At 63.1% G+C, this 16094-nt stretch carries 17 protein-coding genes; 5 read left to right on the forward strand and 12 right to left on the reverse strand.

Translation table 11 applies throughout. From position 1 onward, the window contains the following. Window positions 1-6: 6 nt before the first annotated feature. The 3 genes from L610_RS06115 (at window position 7) to L610_RS06125 (ending at window position 4789) form a co-directional block, all read left to right on the forward strand. Complete coding sequence (locus L610_RS06115; RefSeq protein ID WP_024848228.1) at window positions 7-1293, forward strand: pitrilysin family protein; 1287 nt, start codon at window positions 7-9, stop codon at window positions 1291-1293. Between the two features lie 16 nt (window positions 1294-1309). Then, the gene (locus L610_RS06120; protein ID WP_144703470.1) at window positions 1310-1897 is read left to right on the forward strand and encodes a GNAT family N-acetyltransferase; all 588 of its coding nucleotides are present in this window, start codon (window positions 1310-1312) and stop codon (window positions 1895-1897) included. 84 nt (window positions 1898-1981) lie between these two features. Next, on the forward strand, window positions 1982-4789 hold the full coding sequence (locus tag L610_RS06125) for an EAL domain-containing protein (RefSeq protein WP_144703719.1): 2808 nt from the start codon (window positions 1982-1984) through the stop codon (window positions 4787-4789). A gap of 37 nt (window positions 4790-4826) precedes the next feature. Here L610_RS06125 and L610_RS06130 read toward each other — a convergent pair whose 3' ends face one another. Continuing rightward, window positions 4827-5411 (reverse strand): YqgE/AlgH family protein, encoded by a 585-nt coding sequence (locus L610_RS06130; protein ID WP_245263709.1) that lies wholly within the window; start codon window positions 5409-5411, stop codon window positions 4827-4829. A 144-nt stretch (window positions 5412-5555) separates the two neighbouring features. Between L610_RS06130 and L610_RS06135 the strand changes: the two genes are divergently transcribed. Together L610_RS06135 and L610_RS06140 are read left to right on the forward strand one after the other, a co-directional pair. Then, window positions 5556-6377 (forward strand): protein-disulfide reductase DsbD domain-containing protein, encoded by an 822-nt coding sequence (locus L610_RS06135; RefSeq protein ID WP_144703473.1) that lies wholly within the window; start codon window positions 5556-5558, stop codon window positions 6375-6377. 76 nt (window positions 6378-6453) lie between these two features. Continuing rightward, window positions 6454-6936: a peroxiredoxin gene (locus L610_RS06140; protein ID WP_144703476.1), complete on the forward strand. Its 483-nt coding sequence runs from the start codon at window positions 6454-6456 to the stop codon at window positions 6934-6936. Between the two features lie 44 nt (window positions 6937-6980). On the opposite strand, the gene rnhA is transcribed toward L610_RS06140, so the two are convergent. The 11 genes from rnhA to coxB all read right to left on the reverse strand — a co-directional run bounded on the left by rnhA (window position 6981) and on the right by coxB (window position 15952). Further along, window positions 6981-7421, reverse strand: a complete 441-nt coding sequence (gene rnhA / locus L610_RS06145; RefSeq protein WP_024848222.1) for a ribonuclease HI — start codon at window positions 7419-7421, stop codon at window positions 6981-6983. Next, window positions 7418-8386: a homoserine kinase gene (locus L610_RS06150; protein WP_144703479.1), complete on the reverse strand. Its 969-nt coding sequence runs from the start codon at window positions 8384-8386 to the stop codon at window positions 7418-7420. The genes rnhA and L610_RS06150 overlap by 4 nt, the downstream gene beginning before the upstream one ends. A 5-nt stretch (window positions 8387-8391) precedes the next feature. Then, the gene (ispH, locus tag L610_RS06155) at window positions 8392-9393 is read right to left on the reverse strand and encodes a 4-hydroxy-3-methylbut-2-enyl diphosphate reductase (protein ID WP_144703482.1); all 1002 of its coding nucleotides are present in this window, start codon (window positions 9391-9393) and stop codon (window positions 8392-8394) included. Between the two features lie 53 nt (window positions 9394-9446). Next, window positions 9447-10196, reverse strand: a complete 750-nt coding sequence (locus tag L610_RS06160) for an SURF1 family protein (protein WP_144703486.1) — start codon at window positions 10194-10196, stop codon at window positions 9447-9449. Continuing rightward, complete coding sequence (locus L610_RS06165) at window positions 10193-10591, reverse strand: DUF983 domain-containing protein (RefSeq protein WP_144703489.1); 399 nt, start codon at window positions 10589-10591, stop codon at window positions 10193-10195. The genes L610_RS06160 and L610_RS06165 overlap by 4 nt, the downstream gene beginning before the upstream one ends. An 83-nt stretch (window positions 10592-10674) precedes the next feature. Further along, a complete protein-coding gene (locus L610_RS06170; RefSeq protein ID WP_144703492.1) occupies window positions 10675-11556 on the reverse strand; it encodes a cytochrome c oxidase subunit 3 in 882 nt (293 codons plus the stop codon). Between the two features lies 1 nt (window position 11557). After that, window positions 11558-12184: a cytochrome c oxidase assembly protein gene (locus L610_RS06175; protein WP_024848216.1), complete on the reverse strand. Its 627-nt coding sequence runs from the start codon at window positions 12182-12184 to the stop codon at window positions 11558-11560. Between the two features lie 10 nt (window positions 12185-12194). Further along, on the reverse strand, window positions 12195-12362 hold the full coding sequence (locus tag L610_RS20175; RefSeq protein WP_034329937.1) for a hypothetical protein: 168 nt from the start codon (window positions 12360-12362) through the stop codon (window positions 12195-12197). Then, entirely contained in the window at window positions 12356-13294 is a 939-nt protein-coding gene (locus L610_RS06180) for a heme o synthase (RefSeq protein WP_024848215.1), read from the reverse strand. Before L610_RS06180 ends, L610_RS20175 begins: the two co-directional genes overlap by 7 nt. Window positions 13295-13383: 89 nt before the next feature. After that, on the reverse strand, window positions 13384-15036 hold the full coding sequence (ctaD, locus tag L610_RS06185; protein ID WP_024848214.1) for a cytochrome c oxidase subunit I: 1653 nt from the start codon (window positions 15034-15036) through the stop codon (window positions 13384-13386). A gap of 34 nt (window positions 15037-15070) precedes the next feature. Next, entirely contained in the window at window positions 15071-15952 is an 882-nt protein-coding gene (coxB, locus tag L610_RS06190) for a cytochrome c oxidase subunit II (RefSeq protein ID WP_144703495.1), read from the reverse strand. Window positions 15953-16094 lie beyond the last annotated feature (142 nt).

Below are 16094 nucleotides of genomic sequence, written 5' to 3' on the forward strand. Positions count from 1 at the left end.
GACTATATGGGTGTTGAGGTAAGCCGTCTGTCGAACGGCCTGACAGTCGCAACCGAAACCATTCCGAATTTCGAATCCGTCGCTTTGGGAGTTTGGGTAAAGTCGGGTGCTCGCAACGAGCGCGACGACGAGCACGGCCTCGCCCATCTTCTCGAACACATGGCTTTCAAAGGTACCGGAAGCCGCAGCGCCTGGAAGATCGCCTCGGAAATCGAAGATGTGGGCGGCGAGATCAACGCCGCCACCAGCGTTGAATCAACGTCCTTCTATGCCCGCGTGCTGAAGGACAACGTCCCGCTCGCCATCGACCTGCTTGCCGACATCCTCACGGATTCGAAGTTCGATCCGATGGAGCTCGAGCGCGAACAGCATGTCATCCTGCAGGAAATCGGTGCGGCGCACGACACGCCTGACGACATCGTGTTCGACCGCTTCACCGAGACCGCCTTTCTCAACCAGACGCTCGGCCGCTCGATACTCGGCACGCCCGAGACGGTGCAGTCCTTCACCTCGCAGGATCTGCGCGCCTTCATCGAGCGCCAGTACGGCGCCGACCGCATGGTCGTGGTCGCCGCCGGTGGCGTTACCCACGACGAGTTCGTGCGCGAGGTCGAAAAGAAGTTCGGCACCTTCCGTCCGCATGCGCAGGTCGAGGACCCGCAGCCGGCGAAATATGTCGGCGGAGACTTCCGCGAGGTGCGCGACCTGATGGACGCGCAGGTCGTGCTCGGCTTCGAGGGCCGCGCCTACCACGTCCGCGACTTCTACGCCTCGCAGGTTCTGTCGATGATCCTCGGCGGCGGCATGTCGTCACGCCTGTTTCAGGAAGTGCGTGAGAAGCGCGGCCTCTGTTACTCGGTCTACGCGTTCCACTGGGGCTTTTCCGACACCGGCATCTTCGGAATCCACGCCGCGACCGACAAGGGCGGCATCGCCAAGCTGGTCCCGGTCATCGCCAAGGAGCTGCAGCGCGCCGGCGAGAACATCACCCAGGAAGAGCTTGACCGGGCCCGCGCGCAATACCGCGCCGGCCTGATCATGTCCGAGGAAAGCGCGGCAAGCCGCGCCTCGCAGATCGCCCGGCAGATGCTGCTGTTCGGCAAGCCTGTGGACAAGGACGAGCTGATGACGCGCCTCGGCGCGCTCACCGTCGAGCGCCTCCGCGACCTGTCGCAGCGGCTGTTCTCGACCCGACCGACGATTGCCGCGGTCGGCCCCGTCAGCAAGCTGCCCGCCTACGAGGCGATCAGCAGCGCCCTGCCCTCCCCGGTCGAGCGCAAGCTCGCCGTCTAGGTGCCGGGCACTGCGCGTGTTCGACTTCCCCTTCCTCCGCCGCGAACCTCCGGTGCTGAAGGGGAAGCGTGCCACGCTCCGCTTTCCACGCCCCTCCGATTATCGCGAATGGGCGGCGCTGCGCCGTGACAGCCGCGCCTTCCTTGAGCCGTGGGAGCCACGCTGGGCTCCCGACGAGCTGCATCGCAGCGGCTGGAACAACCCCTACCGGCAGGAATATGCCGCCGGATCGGCCATCGCCTACCTGATCTTCGAGAACGAAGAGAACCGGATGGTGGGGGGCATCACCATCGGCAACATCCGCTACGGCGTGGCTCAGACCGCGCAGATCGGCTACTGGATGGGAGAGCGCTACGCCGGCAAAGGCTACATGCAGGACGCCATTCAGGCCCTGATTTCCTATGCGTTCGACCAGATGAGGTTGCACCGGATCGAGGCGGCCTGTATTCCCTCAAACGCACGTTCCATTCATGTGCTTCAAAAAGCCGGATTTACGCGCGAAGGCCTGTTGCGCTCCTACCTGCGCATCAATGGCGTCTGGCAGGATCACTTCATCTACGCCCTGATCGCGGATGACCGCAGGGCCAATGAAACAAGAGGCTGATCGGTGAGATCAACGGTTCGAACGGCGCTCTCCTCTGTCTGCGCGGCGCTGGTGCTTCTCTTCGCGTTGCCCCTGCTGCCGGCGATGGCGATTGAGCCGATCACGATCTCGAAGAACGATGTTGCCCTCGACCTCTCGCGCGCTGTGGAAATCTACCGCGACCAGGGCGAAAACTTTCAGGTATCCACAGCCCCGGGCCTCGACGGCATCGTCCGCCGCATCGAGGTGAGCGCGCTCGATGAGCGTTCGACGGGTGACTGGGCCGTATTCGCCCTCGCCAACACCACCGACGAACAGATCGACCGCCTGATCGTGGCGCCGCACTACCGCCTGGTCGGCTCGGGACTTGCGTGGCCGGATCTCGGCTCCAACCGCATCGCGGCGATCACGCCGAGCGAGGGCTTCGCGCTCGACCGCCAGCCGAGCCGCGACGCCGACGTCTTCCTTGTCACGCTCAACCCCGGCTCGATCGTCACCTTCATCGCCGAACTGTCCACGCCGAACCTGCCGCAGGTCTATCTTTGGGAGCCGGAGGCCTACAAGGACACCATCAACTCCTACACGCTGTTCCGAGGCATCGTCATCGGCATCGCGGGCCTGCTGGCGCTGTTCCTGACCATCCTGTTCGTGGTCAAGGGAACGTCGATGTTCCCGGCCACCGCGGCGCTTTCCTGGGCGGTGCTCGCCTATATCTGCATCGACTTCGGCTTCCTCAACCAGATGCTGTCGATCTCGGCGCAGGATGCGCGGCTGTGGCGCGCGGGCACGGAGGTGGCGCTTGCTGCGACGCTGGTCGTGTTCCTGTTCACCTACCTCAACCTCAACCGCTGGCATCTGCATTTCAGCTACGGCACGGCCGCCTGGGTGCTGGCGCTCTGCCTGCTTGCGGGCGTCGCCTATTTCGACCCGGCTGTCGCGGCCGGCATTGCCCGCTTCTCGTTTGCGCTCACCGCCGTCGTCGGCCTCGGCATCATCGCCTACCTGTCGTTCCAGGGCTATGACCGCGCCATTATGCTGGTGCCCAGCTGGCTGATGATCCTGGTCTGGCTCGCCGGCGGCTGGCTCGCCGTCACCGGCTCGCTCGCCAACGACATTGTCCAGTCGGCTCTGACCGGCGGCCTCGTCCTCATCATCCTGCTGATCGGCTTCACCGTCATGCAGCACGCCTTTGCCGGCGGCGCCCTGCACCAGGGCCTGTTCAGCGACATGGAGCGCCAAGCGCTCGCGGTCACCGGCTCCGGCGACATCGTCTGGGACTGGGATGTGCTGCGCGACCGCGTCATCACCAAGCCGGATGTCAGCCGCATGATCGGCCTCGAGCCCGGCGCGCTGCACGGCGCTGCGCGCCTTTGGCTGCCTGCGCTGCACGCCGACGACCGCGACACCTTCCGCACCACGCTGGACGTGATCCTCGAGCACCGGCGCGGCCGCATCTCGCAGTCGTTCCGCCTGCGCGGCGCCGACGGGCACTATCACTGGTTCACGCTGCGCGCGCGTCCGGTCATCGGCTCCGACGGCGAGATCATCCGCTGCGTCGGCACGCTGGTCGACGTCACCGAGCAGAAGAAAGCGGAAGAGCGCCTGCTGCACGACGCCGTCCACGACAACCTCACCGGCCTGCCCTCGCGCGAGCTTTTCCTGAACCGCCTCGAAGCCGTCATCTCGATCGCCAAGACCGAGGAGAACGTGCGCCCGACGGTGCTCGTGATCGACCTCGACCGCTTCAAGATGGTCAACGAGGGCCTTGGCATTTCGGGCGGCGACACGATCCTCCTGACGATTTCCCGCCGCCTGCACCGGCTGCTGAAACCCGGCGACTCGCTCTCGCGTTTTGCCGGCGACCAGTTCGCCATGCTGATCCTGTCGGAGCAGAACTCGCAGCGCATCGCCGACGTGGCCGAAGCTGTGAAGCAGGCGATCAACCTGCCGATCACCTTCGCCAAGCGCGAGATCATCCTCGCCGCCTCGATCGGCCTCGTCTCGTGGAACTCGTCGCAGTCGAGCGCCGAGGACATGGTGAAGGACGCCGAGCTTGCCATGTATCAGGCCAAGCGCTTCGGCGGCGACCGCATCGAGCCGTTCCGCCCGGCCTTCCGCTCCGTGGGCACCGACCGGCTGCAACTGGAATCGGACCTGCGCCGGGCCGTCGAGCGTCAGGAACTGCGTCTCGTCTATCAGCCGATCGTCCGTCTAGAGGACCGCTCGGTCGCCGGCTTCGAGGCGCTGCTGCGCTGGGAGCACCCGCGCCGCGGCTCGATCCCGCCGTCAGACTTCATCCCGGTGGCCGAGTCCTGCGGCCTCATCGTCCAGCTCGGCCTGTTCGCGATGCAGCAGGCGGCTGACGACCTTGCCTCCTGGCTCAAGCAGATCGGCGACGTGCCGCTGTCCGTTTCGGTCAACCTGTCTAGCCGGCAGCTCATCCGCCGCGACCTCATCAGCGACGTCCGCTCTGTCGTCGCCCGCGCCGGCCTCAACCCGCGCTGCTTCCGGCTGGAGCTGACGGAATCGCTGGTGATGGACAATCCGGAGCAGTCGGCCCACGTCCTGTCGCGCCTCAAGCAGCTTGGCGTCGGCCTGTCGCTCGACGATTTCGGTACCGGCTACTCGTCGCTGTCCTACCTGACGCGCTTCCCGTTCGACACGATCAAGATCGACCGCAGCTTCATCGACGACACCAGCCCGAAGCGCTCGGTGTTGCTGCGCTCCATGGTCAACATGGCGCACGATCTCGGCCTGTCGGTTGTCGCCGAAGGCGTTGCCGACGAGAACGACGCGCTCGAGCTGCGTCAGATGGGCTGCGAATACGTTCAGAGCTTCCTGTTTGGCCCGCCGCTGACGTCAGACGTGGCAATGAAGCTCCTCAAGGAGCAGTATCCGCTGGTTCAGGTCTGATTAGGGAAAAGCCGCCCCGGCGTTTCAGGGACGGCGCTCAGGCGTGACCGGCCTGCGAACTCAGGTGCATCGGATTGATGCCGATCGACGCGAGAATCCGCTCGTACTTGTGGTCGATATCGGCGTCGAACAACAGTTCGGTATTCGCCGGGCAGGTCAGCCAGCCATTCTGCGCGATCTCATCCTCCAGCTGCCCCGCACCCCACCCGGAATAACCGAGCGCCATCAGCGCGTGGCGCGGGCCGCGGCCTGAGGAAATCGCGCGGAGAATGTCGACTGTCGCGGTCAGGCAGATATCGTCGGAGACCGGCATGGTGGATTCGACCATGTAGTCGTCGCTGTGGAGCACGAAGCCCCTGCTGCGGTCCACCGGGCCGCCATTGCGGATGATGATGTCGCGGGCCGGCGACGGCAGGCGGATCGCCTGCTTCTCGTCGAGAATGCCAAGTTGCACCATCAGGTCGGGGAACTGGAGTTCCTGCACCTGGTTGATGATGATGCCCATGGCGCCCTCTTCGCTGTGGGCGCACATGTAGATCACCGACCGCGCAAAGCGCTCGTCCTGCATGCCCGGCATGGCGACCAGGAACTGGTGATCGAGGAAGCCGCTCTTGGCTTTCATTTTCGAACCCATCAAGCTCATCGACATGAAGCTACTGCTTTTCGCGCTTGGTTGGCCAGCACACAATTCGTGCAGTCACTACACTCACACATTTATGATGCTCTTGCGAGGCCGCCCTGATTGCCTAATGCAGCGTGAAAGACAATGTTCCGTACCATGTCCATGATCCGCCTCCTTGCACTCGCATCTCCGGTCCTGCTGCTCGCCTCGCCCGCCTTTTCCGCGTCAAGCGAGTGGTATCAGGTCGAGGGAGGAGCCATCCGTTTCGTCACAGCCGGCGAGCCCGGTCCTGACGGTCTGGTCAGGGGCGCGCTGCAGATCGACCTGGCTCCGGGCTGGAAAACTTACTGGCTGGACCCCGGTTCCTCCGGTGTGCCGCCACAGGTGTCGGTCGACGTGCAGGACAAGAACGCCGAGGTCGAGGTCGGCTTTCCGGTGCCGCAGCGTTTCGATGACGGCTATGCCCAGTGGGCCGGCTACGACGAACCCGTTGCCCTTGCCCTCACCTTCCGCCTGCCGGAAGGCGTCGCCCACGCCCAGGACGTGACCGCCCATACCTTCTTGGGCGTCTGCGAGACGATCTGCATTCCCGTGCAAGCGGAGCTGACGCTGTCGCTCGGCGATAATGCGGACGCCGCAGAGGAAGCAGCCATCGTCGATGCGGCTTTCGCTGCCCTACCCGCCCCTGCCGCGGAGAATCTCAGCGTCGACCTCGTCAGCACCGACGACAAGGCAATCGTCATCGATGCACAGCTACCCGAGGGCGTTTCTGCGCTCGACCTGTTCGTTGCTGGCAACGAAAACCTGTCGCTGGAGGCGCCCGAACTCGTTTCCGCGGGCGGCGGAACCTCGCCCCGCTTCCGCATTCCAGTTGCCTTCCGCACGCCGGGCGCGGAGCCTGAGCGCCTTCGCTACACGCTGCAGACCAGCGCCGGAGCTTTCAGCGGGGAACTCTCCCTGCGTTAGTTTCGTTGCAAAGCGACCTGCGCCCGGCTATCGCTGACCGGGAACGAAACCGCTCTCTCATTTTTCGAGGTACTCCATGACCATTGCTGTAGGCCAGAAGCTGCCTGACGTTACCTTCATGACCCCGACGGCTGACGGTCCGAAGCCGATCACCACGGGCGAAGTCTTTGCCGGCAAGAAAGTCGTCCTGTTCGGCGTGCCCGGCGCGTTCACGCCGACCTGCTCGAACAACCACCTGCCGGGCTACCTCGAAAACCTCGATGCCATCCTCGCCAAGGGCGTGGACACCGTCGCCGTGGTCGCCGTCAACGATGCCTTCGTCATGGGTGCCTGGGCCCGCTTTTCCGGCGCGGAAGGCAAGATCCTGCACCTCGCAGACGGCAGCGCCCAGTTCGCCAAGGCCGCCGGCCTCGAGTTCGATCTGTCGGAGCGTGGCCTTGGCCTGCGCAACCGCCGCTTCTCGATGATCGTCGAGGATGGTGTGGTCAAGTCGCTCAACATCGAGGAAGGCGCTGGCGTCGACGCGTCGGGTGCCGCCACGATTCTCCAGCAGCTCTGATAGCTGATTGCAGTTGGCCGCGTCCTTATGGGCGCGGCCTTCGCCTATCTCTTCTTGAAAGGCTCCATGCCGAGGCGCGCCAGTTCGTCGGCGCGCTCGTTCTCCGGATGTCCAGCGTGGCCCTTCACCCAGTTCCAGTGGATCTTGTGGCGACGCGTCGCCTCGTCGAGCGCCTGCCAAAGCTCGGCATTCTTGACCGGCTTCTTGTCGGCCGTGCGCCATCCGTTGCGCTTCCAGCCATGGATCCAGCCGGAGATGCCGTCCATCACATACTTGCTGTCGGTATAGAGATCGACCTCGCACGGCTCCTTGAGCGCATTGAGCGCCGTGATGGCGGCCAGCAGTTCCATGCGGTTGTTGGTCGTCTCGGCCTCGCCGCCATTCAGTTCCTTGGTCACGCCGTTGAAGCGCAGGATCGCGCCCCAGCCGCCGGGACCTGGATTTCCCGAGCAAGCACCGTCAGTAAAGATTTCAACGCGCTTCATTTGCTCTCGAGGCCGTATTCGCTGGCCGAGGCTATCTGGCGGTGGAACCGCATCTTGCGCACATACTCGAGCGGATCGCGCTTCTGCACCAGCGCGCCGTTCGGACCGTGCAGCCAGTCGTAAAGGCGGGTCAGCATGAAACGCAGCGACGCGCCACGGCACAGCAGCGGCAGTGCCTCGACCTCCTCCTTCTGCAGCGGCCGGATGCTCTGGTAGCCAGCAAGCATCGCCGTGCCCTTAGTCAGGTTGAACGAATGGTCGCGCTCAAAGCACCAGGCATTGAGGCAGATCGCCAGATCGTAGGCGAAGAAATCGTTGCAGGCGAAGTAGAAGTCGATCAGCCCCGACAGCTCGTCGCCGAGGAAGAAGACGTTGTCTGGAAACAGGTCGGCGTGAATCACGCCCGCCGGCAGGTCCTGCGGCCATGCCGAGGAGATGGCGGCAAAGTCGGCATCGACTTCGGCCACCAGACCCTTCTCGACCTCGTCGGCGCGCTCATGGCAGCTGTCCCACAGCGTCTTCCAGCCCGGTACTGAAAGCGCGTTCGCGCGCTTCAGTGCAAAGTCAGCTCCCGCGACATGCAGCTTTGCCAGCGCCTCGCCGACCGCGCGGCAGTGGACGGCTGTCGGTCGGCGCGGCCACATGCCTTCGAGGAAGGTGATGATCGCTGCAGGGCGCCCGGCAAGGTCGCCGATCAGGCTGCCGTCATTGCGCTTCACCGGCAGCGGGCAGGTGACGTCGCGCGTGGCCAGATGTTCCATCAGGCCGAGGAAGAACGGCAGGTCGTTGCGGTCGACGCGCTTTTCGTAGAGCGTCAGGATGTAGGACGCCATGGTCGTGTGCAGCAGGAAGTTCGAGTTTTCCGTGCCCTCGGCGATGCCCTTGTAGGACAGCAGATCGCCAATGTCGTAGTCGCGCAGGAATGCGCCAAGCTCTTGCTCGGTGATGTCGGTGTAGACGGCCATGTGGGTCAGGCGTTTCCGTTGACGAAAGCCATGTCGGCGGCCGTCAGCTCGACGTCGCGCAACACGCGGTTGACGGGGAAGTTTTCGGTCTCTTCGGCAGTGACCGCCAGCTCGACGGTGACGTCGAAGCGATCGCGGAAGGCATTGATGATCTCATCGACGATCAGTTCCGGCGCCGAGGCACCCGCGGACAGGCCGAGAACGGAAATGTCCTCGATCTCGCCCCAAGGGATTTCATCGGCGCGCTGCACCAACATGCTGCGCTTCGCGCCAGCCCGCTCAGCGACCTCGACGAGGCGCTTGGAGTTCGAAGAGTTCGGCGCACCGACGACGAGGAAGAGGTCGGTGCCGGGTGCCGCGTACTTCACCGCTTCCTGCCGGTTCGTGGTCGCATAGCAGATCGATTCGGCCGCCGGCGCCTGGATGTTCGGGAAGCGCTGCTTCAGCACACGGATAATGCCGTCGGTATCGTCCACCGAGAGTGTCGTCTGCGTGACGAAGCCGAGCGCGTCCGGATCGTTCGGCTGGATGGCCATAGCGTCAGCCTCGGTCTCGACAAGCGTCACCGAGCCTTCCGGCAGCTGGCCCATCGTGCCGATAACTTCGGGGTGGCCCGCATGTCCAATCAGCAGCACATGGCGGCCCTGGCGCTCATGGCGCATCGCCTGCTTGTGCACCTTGGACACGAGCGGGCAGGTCGCGTCCAGATAGAACAGGTTGCGCTGCTCGGCATCCGCCGGCACCGACTTCGGCACGCCGTGGGCGGAAAACACCACCGGCTGCGAATGATGTTCCGCCGGGATCTCGTCGAGTTCCTCGACGAAGATCGCGCCCTTGGCTTCCAGCCCCTCGACCACATACTTGTTGTGGACGATCTCGTGGCGGACATAGACCGGCGCGCCGTATTTCTTCAGCGCAAGCACCACGATCTGGATGGCCCGATCCACGCCGGCGCAGAAGCCGCGCGGGTTGCAGAGCCTGATGGTCAACGGAGTTTTCATCGACATGTCCAAATCGTGCCTGTTCACGGAAGGCAGATGGCGTCTGCCGGCCCGCGATGTCAAGTTTTGCGCTGGCGCACCAGCCATACAGCAAGGACACCCACCAGCACCGCGGCAAGGCTGTACCAGGTGAGCGCGTACTCAAGATGGCTGTTCGGCAGGCTGATCATCGTCACCCCGCCGACCGGCAGCCCGCCCGGGTTAGGCGTATCGTCGGCATCGACGAAAAAGCGGAGATAGTTATCCGGCTGGCCGACACCGGAAGTCCCGGCCATCGCCTGCAGGTCCTTCCAGTAGAAGACGTTCTTCGCCGGGTCGTTGTCGGGCACCATCATCGATGGCTTGCCGTCGAGCTCGTTGCGCGCAAGGCCAGTGATGCGCACGAAGCCCCTCACCTGCCCCCCCTGGCGCTTCGAGACATCCTTGAGGTCGAAAGGGACAAAGCCGCGATTGACGAACAGCAGGCGGCCATCCTGCAATTCGAGCGGCGTGTATATGTAGTAACCGGACTTGCCCTCGTGGGTCGCGAAGAAGTGACGCTCACCCTCGTGGCGGAAGGTGCCTTCCACCGTGACCGGCCAGTAGTCGACATCGCCTTCCGAGGCGACGAGCTGCTCGATCTCCGCAAGGGGGCGAGGCTCCGAGGTAACGCGCTGCTCGATCGTCGCGATCAGGTTCTCCTTCCAGCCCAGGCGCTGCACCTGCCAGGTGCCGAGGCCGAGGAGGATCGCCAGCGCGACCAGCGCCGCGGCCAGGAATACGACCTGCCGCAGACCCCAGCCGCCGCGGGCAGTGCCGGCCTGGGTCATTGCCGGTCTCCGAGGCGGCCTTCCGCGGCCTTGTTGCGGTACTGAAGAACGATCAGCAGGCCCTTCAGCATCCTGAGCGCCATCAGGCCGAGGATAACGATCATCGGCACCCACAGCACGAAGTGCAGCCAGAGCGGCGGATTGTAGGAGACCTCCAGCCACAGGGCGAGGCCGCAGACGAGGAAGCCAATCAACAGAATGACGAAGACGACCGGACCGTCGCCGGAATCGGCAAAGGAGTAGTCGAGCCGGCAGACGCCACAGCGTTCGCCGACCGACAGAAAGCCCTTGAACAGGCGTCCCTGCCCGCAGCGCGGGCAGTGGCCGGAAAGACCGGCCTTGATCGGGTCGACCGGCGGCCAGAGAGCTTCGTCTTGATGGTGATGTTCACTCATTGCGCGGTTCTTTCCATAGCCAGGCGATAGAAAAAAGGCGGCCGCGCCACGCGACCGCCTTTCATTGTCAGATCACCGCGGGATCAGTGATGCGCGATCGGTGCGCCCCACGAACCCCAGACGTAGATCGCGGCAAAGAGGAACAGCCACACCACGTCAACGAAGTGCCAGTACCAGGCGGCTGCCTCGAGGCCGAAGTGCTGCTTCGGCGTGAAGTGGCCGGCCATGGCGCGCAGCAGGCAGACGAGCAGGAAGAGGGTACCGACAATCACGTGGAAGCCGTGGAAGCCGGTCGCCATGAAGAAGGTCGCGCCGTAGATCGAGTTGGTGAAGTCGAACGGGGCAACCATGTACTCGTAAGCCTGGACGCCGGTGAACAGGATGCCGAGCAGAACCGTGATGACCAGGCCCCAGACCAGACCGCGGCGGTCGTTCTCGAGCAGCGCATGGTGCGCCCAGGTCAGCGTCGTGCCGGACAGCAGCAGGATGATGGTGTTGTAGAGCGGCAGGTGGAAGGCGTCGATGATCTCCAGACCCTTCGGCGGCCACTGGCCGCCCGTGTAGTCCATACGGGCAACCTGCGCTGCCTCATTCGGGAAGAGGCTCGCGTCGAAGAAAGCCCAGAACCACGCCACGAAGAACATCACTTCGGACGCGATGAACATGATCATGCCGTAGCGAAGGTGCAGGGAGACCACGCGGGTGTGGTGCCCTTCGTGTGCCTCGCGGATGGTGTCAGCCCACCAAGCGTACATCACATAGAGCACACCGGCGAGACCAACGAAGAACAGCCACGGCGTCGCAAGCGGGATACCGAGGAAGGTGTAATCGACGTTACCCTTCAGGTACTGCATCCACGAGACGCCGCCCACCGCCATGGTGAAGACGGATACGCCCGCCAGGAACGGCCAGGGACTGGGGTCGATGATGTGATAGTCGTGTTGTTTTGCGTGTGCTTCTGCCATGTCATCCCCCGAAACTGGTATCGGCGTCAGTTTTGCTCTTGATCGACGCTGCCGATGAAACCTCCGACTTCTCCCCGTTTATCGGGAAGAAGGTATAGGACAGCGTCAATGTGGTAAGGTTCTTCAGTTCCTTGACGTTGACTATTTCCGGGTCAACGTAGAACACAACCGGCATCTCCATAGTCTCTCCCGGCTGCAGTGTCGTGTCCGTGAAACAGAAGCATTCCATCTTCATGAAGTAGGCGCCGGACAGCGGCGGCGATACGTTGAAGGTGGCGCGCCCTGCGAGCGGCTTAGACGTAATGTTCGTGGCCTCGTAGGCTACCTGGACAGTCTCGCCAATCCTTAGCGTCACTTCGCGCTGCTTCGGCGTGAACTCCCAGCCAAGCCCGCCCGACACGTTGGCGTCGAAGCGGACTTTGATCTCCTTGTCGAGAATGACATCCGAATACTGGTTGGTGCGCTGCGTCGTGCCACCATAACCGGTCACGCGGCAGAACATGTCGTAGAGCGGGACTGCCGCGTAGGCCATGCCGATCATGCCGGCAAAGAACCCGACACAGACGAGGGCCAGCCGGCGGTTGGACCGCTGGACGTTGTCGCTGACAGGTGGCTGTGCGTCGCTCATCCCGATCTTCCTAAAAAGGCCGACTGAAGACGTTCGGACCCATCTTCACGATGGTGACGATGTAGACCACCACGACGAAGGCGGCGAGCGCCACGCCCAGCGCGACCGAACGGTTGCGGCGCGCCTTCTTCTGCTTGTCGGTCAACTCGATGCGGTCATTACCCACGGCAGTCACCATGCAACTCCGAAATCTGCGAGGATGCTGTCGGCAAGCAGCGCCGTGAAGATGGCAAAGAGATACAGCAGCGAATACCCGAACAGCGCCTTGGCGGGCTTCATGCCGCGGTCGCTCTCCGGCATCAGCAGGACCTTCCAGGAGTACCAGACAAAGCCGGCACCGAGAGCCGCAGCCAGGATACCGTAGGAATAGCCGGCATAGCCCGCCAACGTGGGCAAGACGCCAGTGATGGCAACCAGGACGGCGTAGGCGAAGATCTGCCGCTTAGTGGACGCCTCGCCTGCCACATTGGGCATCATCGGAACGCCGGCGCGCTCATAGTCTCCCGACTTGAACAGCGCGAGCGCCCAGAAATGCGGCGGGGTCCACAGGAAAATGATCATGAACTGGAGAACGCTGTAGAGGCTGATGTCGCCGGTCGCAGCTGCCCAGCCCACCATGGGCGGGAACGCGCCCGCGGCGCCACCGATGACGATGTTCTGAGGCGTCCAGCGCTTCAGCCACATCGTGTAGATCACAGCGTAGAAGAAGATCGTGAAGGCGAGCAGCCCGGCGGCCAGCCAGTTGGCGATCAGACCGAGCGCAAGCACGGAGAAACCGGAAAGCACCAGGCCGAAGACAAGTGCTTCGCCCGGCAGCACGCGCCCCGCCGGCACCGGCCGCTTGTGGGTGCGCGACATGACGGCGTCGATGTCGGCGTCGTACCACATATTGAGTGCGCCGGACGCACCCGCACCGACTGCGATAGCAATGATGGCGAAGCAGGCGATGAACGGATTGATCGGGGCCTGCGCAGTGACGAGTCCGACGAATGCCGTGAAGACGACGAGCGACATCACCCGTGGCTTCAGAAGCGCGATGTAATCGCTCGCGTGTGCCTCTGACACACGAAGCGCGACGTCATCGAAACTTTGCTTTTCCACGAGGGACATTACTCACGTGTTCCACTTGTTATTTCTTATTCTGGTTGGATCGCCGGCCGGAGCCGGCGATCCGGATTCTTTTGGTCAGTTACCGGCGATCACTTGATCTTCGGCAGCTGCTCCCACTGGTGGTACGGCGGCGGCGACGAAAGCTGCCACTCGAGGGTCGTTGCACCCTCACCCCACGGATTGGCGCCAGCCTCGCGCTTCTTCGAGAAGGCCTCGAACACGCCGTAGAGGAAGATCAGGACGCCGATACCTGCGATGTACGAACCCCAAGACGAGATCATGTTCCAGCCAGCGTATGCATCCGGGTAGTCGATGTAGCGGCGCGGCATGCCGGCCAGACCCAGGAAGTGCTGCGGGAAGAAGATCAGGTTTACGCCGATGAAGGTGACCCAGAAGTGGGTGCGCGCGATCAGCGGCGAGTACATGTAGCCGAACATCTTCGGGAACCAGTAGTACCAGGCAGCGAAGATCGCGAACACGGCGCCCAGCGACAGCACGTAGTGGAAGTGCGCAACCACATAGTAGGTGTCATGCAGCGAGCGGTCGAGGCCTGCATTCGCGAGCTGAACGCCGGTCATGCCACCAACCGTGAACAGGAAGATGAAGCCGATCGACCACAGCATCGGAGCGCGCATGGAGAGCGAGCCGCCCCACATGGTCGCGATCCACGAGAACACCTTGATGCCCGTCGGGATGGCGATCACCATCGTGGCGAACACGAAGTAGCGCTGTGCATTGAGCGAAATGCCGGTGGTGTACATGTGGTGCGCCCACACGACGAAGCCGACGACCCCGATCGCGACCATGGCGTAGGCCATGCCCAGGTAGCCGAAAATCGGCTTGCGCGAGAAGGTCGAGACGATGTGGCTGACGATGCCGAAGCCCGGCAGGATCAGGATGTACACCTCCGGGTGACCGAAGAACCAGAACAGGTGCTGGTACAGGATCGGGTCACCGCCGAATTCCGGCGTGAAGAAGGCAGTGCCGAAGTTGCGGTCGGTCAGCAGCATGGTGATCGCACCAGCGAGAACTGGCAGCGTCAGCAGCAGCAGGAATGCCGTCACCAGCACAGACCAGGCAAACAGCGGCATCTTGTGCAGGGTCATGCCCGGCGCACGCATGTTGAAGATCGTGGTGATGAAGTTGATGGCGCCGAGGATCGACGAGACACCAGCAACGTGCAGCGAGAAGATCGCGAAGTCACCAGCCGGCCCAGGCGAGCCCATCGTCGACAGCGGCGGATACATCGTCCAGCCAGTACCGGCACCATAACTACCAGCCGAACCCGGCATGAAGAACGAGATGATCAGCAGCAGCAGCGCGGGCGGCAGCAGCCAGAACGAGATGTTGTTCAGACGCGGGAACGCCATGTCCGGAGCACCGATCATGATCGGGATCATCCAGTTGGCGAAGCCGCCGATCAGCGCCGGCATGACCATGAAGAAGATCATGATCAGGGCGTGATAGGTGGTGAAGACGTTGAACATCTCCTTGCCGCCATCGATCGCGGCATCACCCTCGAGGCCGTAGACCATCGAGGCAAGGCCGTGGAAGATCTGGATGCCGGGCTCAGCCAGCTCCCAGCGCATCATCACGGAAAGGAAGAAACCGAGGAGACCCGAAAAGATCGCGAAGATCAGATAGAGCGTCCCGATGTCCTTGTGGTTTGTAGAATAGACCCAACGCGTCCAGCCAGTCGGCTTGTGGTCGTCGTGGGCTCCATGGGCCGCAGCGCCTGCCATATTCCCGCTCCGTATCTTATTATTCTGCGCCAACTCAGTTGCCTGCGTTGGCGACGTTGAGCTGCTTGCCATCAACTGCGGCCAGCAGCGCTTTGTTCGCTTCGCCAAGATCGTTCTGCGCAGCGGCGCGCCAGATGTCGTACTGCTCCTGGCTCACGACGCGGACCGCGATCGGCATGAAGGCATGATCCTTGCCACACAGCTCCGAGCACTGGCCGTAGAAAATGCCCTCGCGCTCTGCCTTGAACCAGGTTTCGTTGATACGGCCCGGCACGGCGTCGACCTTGATGCCGAAAGACGGAACCGCGAAGGCGTGAATCACATCGCCGCCGGTCACGAGGACGCGAACGGTCGTGTTGACCGGAACGACAAGGTCATTGTCGACGGCCAGCAGACGCGGGTAGCGCGCAGTGTCCTGCTTGCCCGTTGCCTCGCGATCTTCGTCCACGAGGCGGAACGACGAGAAGGTGAGAGGCTCTTCGTCCTGGTACTCATAGTCCCAGTACCACTGGACGCCGGTCGCCTTGACCGTGAGGCCAGGCTCCTCTTCCGGCGTGTACTGCGCGGTGAGCAACTGGAACGAGGGAACAGCAATGAAAATGAGGGCAATGACCGGGCCGACCGTCCAGATCACCTCGATCAGAGTATTGTGGCTGGTGCGCGACGGCGTCTTGTTGACGCTCTCGCGGTAACGAATCAGGCACCACAGCAGCAACGCCAGAACCAGGAGAGTCACCGGCACGATGAACGCCAGCGTGTAGCGTTCAAACCAGATAATCTCTTCCATGATTCGCGTTGCAGGTTCCTGGAAGTTCAGCTGCCACGCAGTCGGCTGGCCTGCAAATGCAGCCGTCGCCGCCAGGACCGGCGACAATGCGCCCAGTCCCGCAATGATTCTCTTAGTCACCCTCTTCATCTCCCAGTCGATCCTCTCGACGAAATCTTAAGGCGCCAGCTCGCTCCTCGTGTAAGGCGCGCGGCGATCATCGTGACTTCAAACACACTCTCATATCTACCGCAAGGAAGGCGTCGGTGGATATGTGCGGCATTTTTGCGCG

Origin of the sequence: Aminobacter sp. J44 (assembly GCF_007829415.1) — a bacterium.
In the GTDB taxonomy this organism is placed as follows: domain Bacteria; phylum Pseudomonadota; class Alphaproteobacteria; order Rhizobiales; family Rhizobiaceae; genus Aerobium.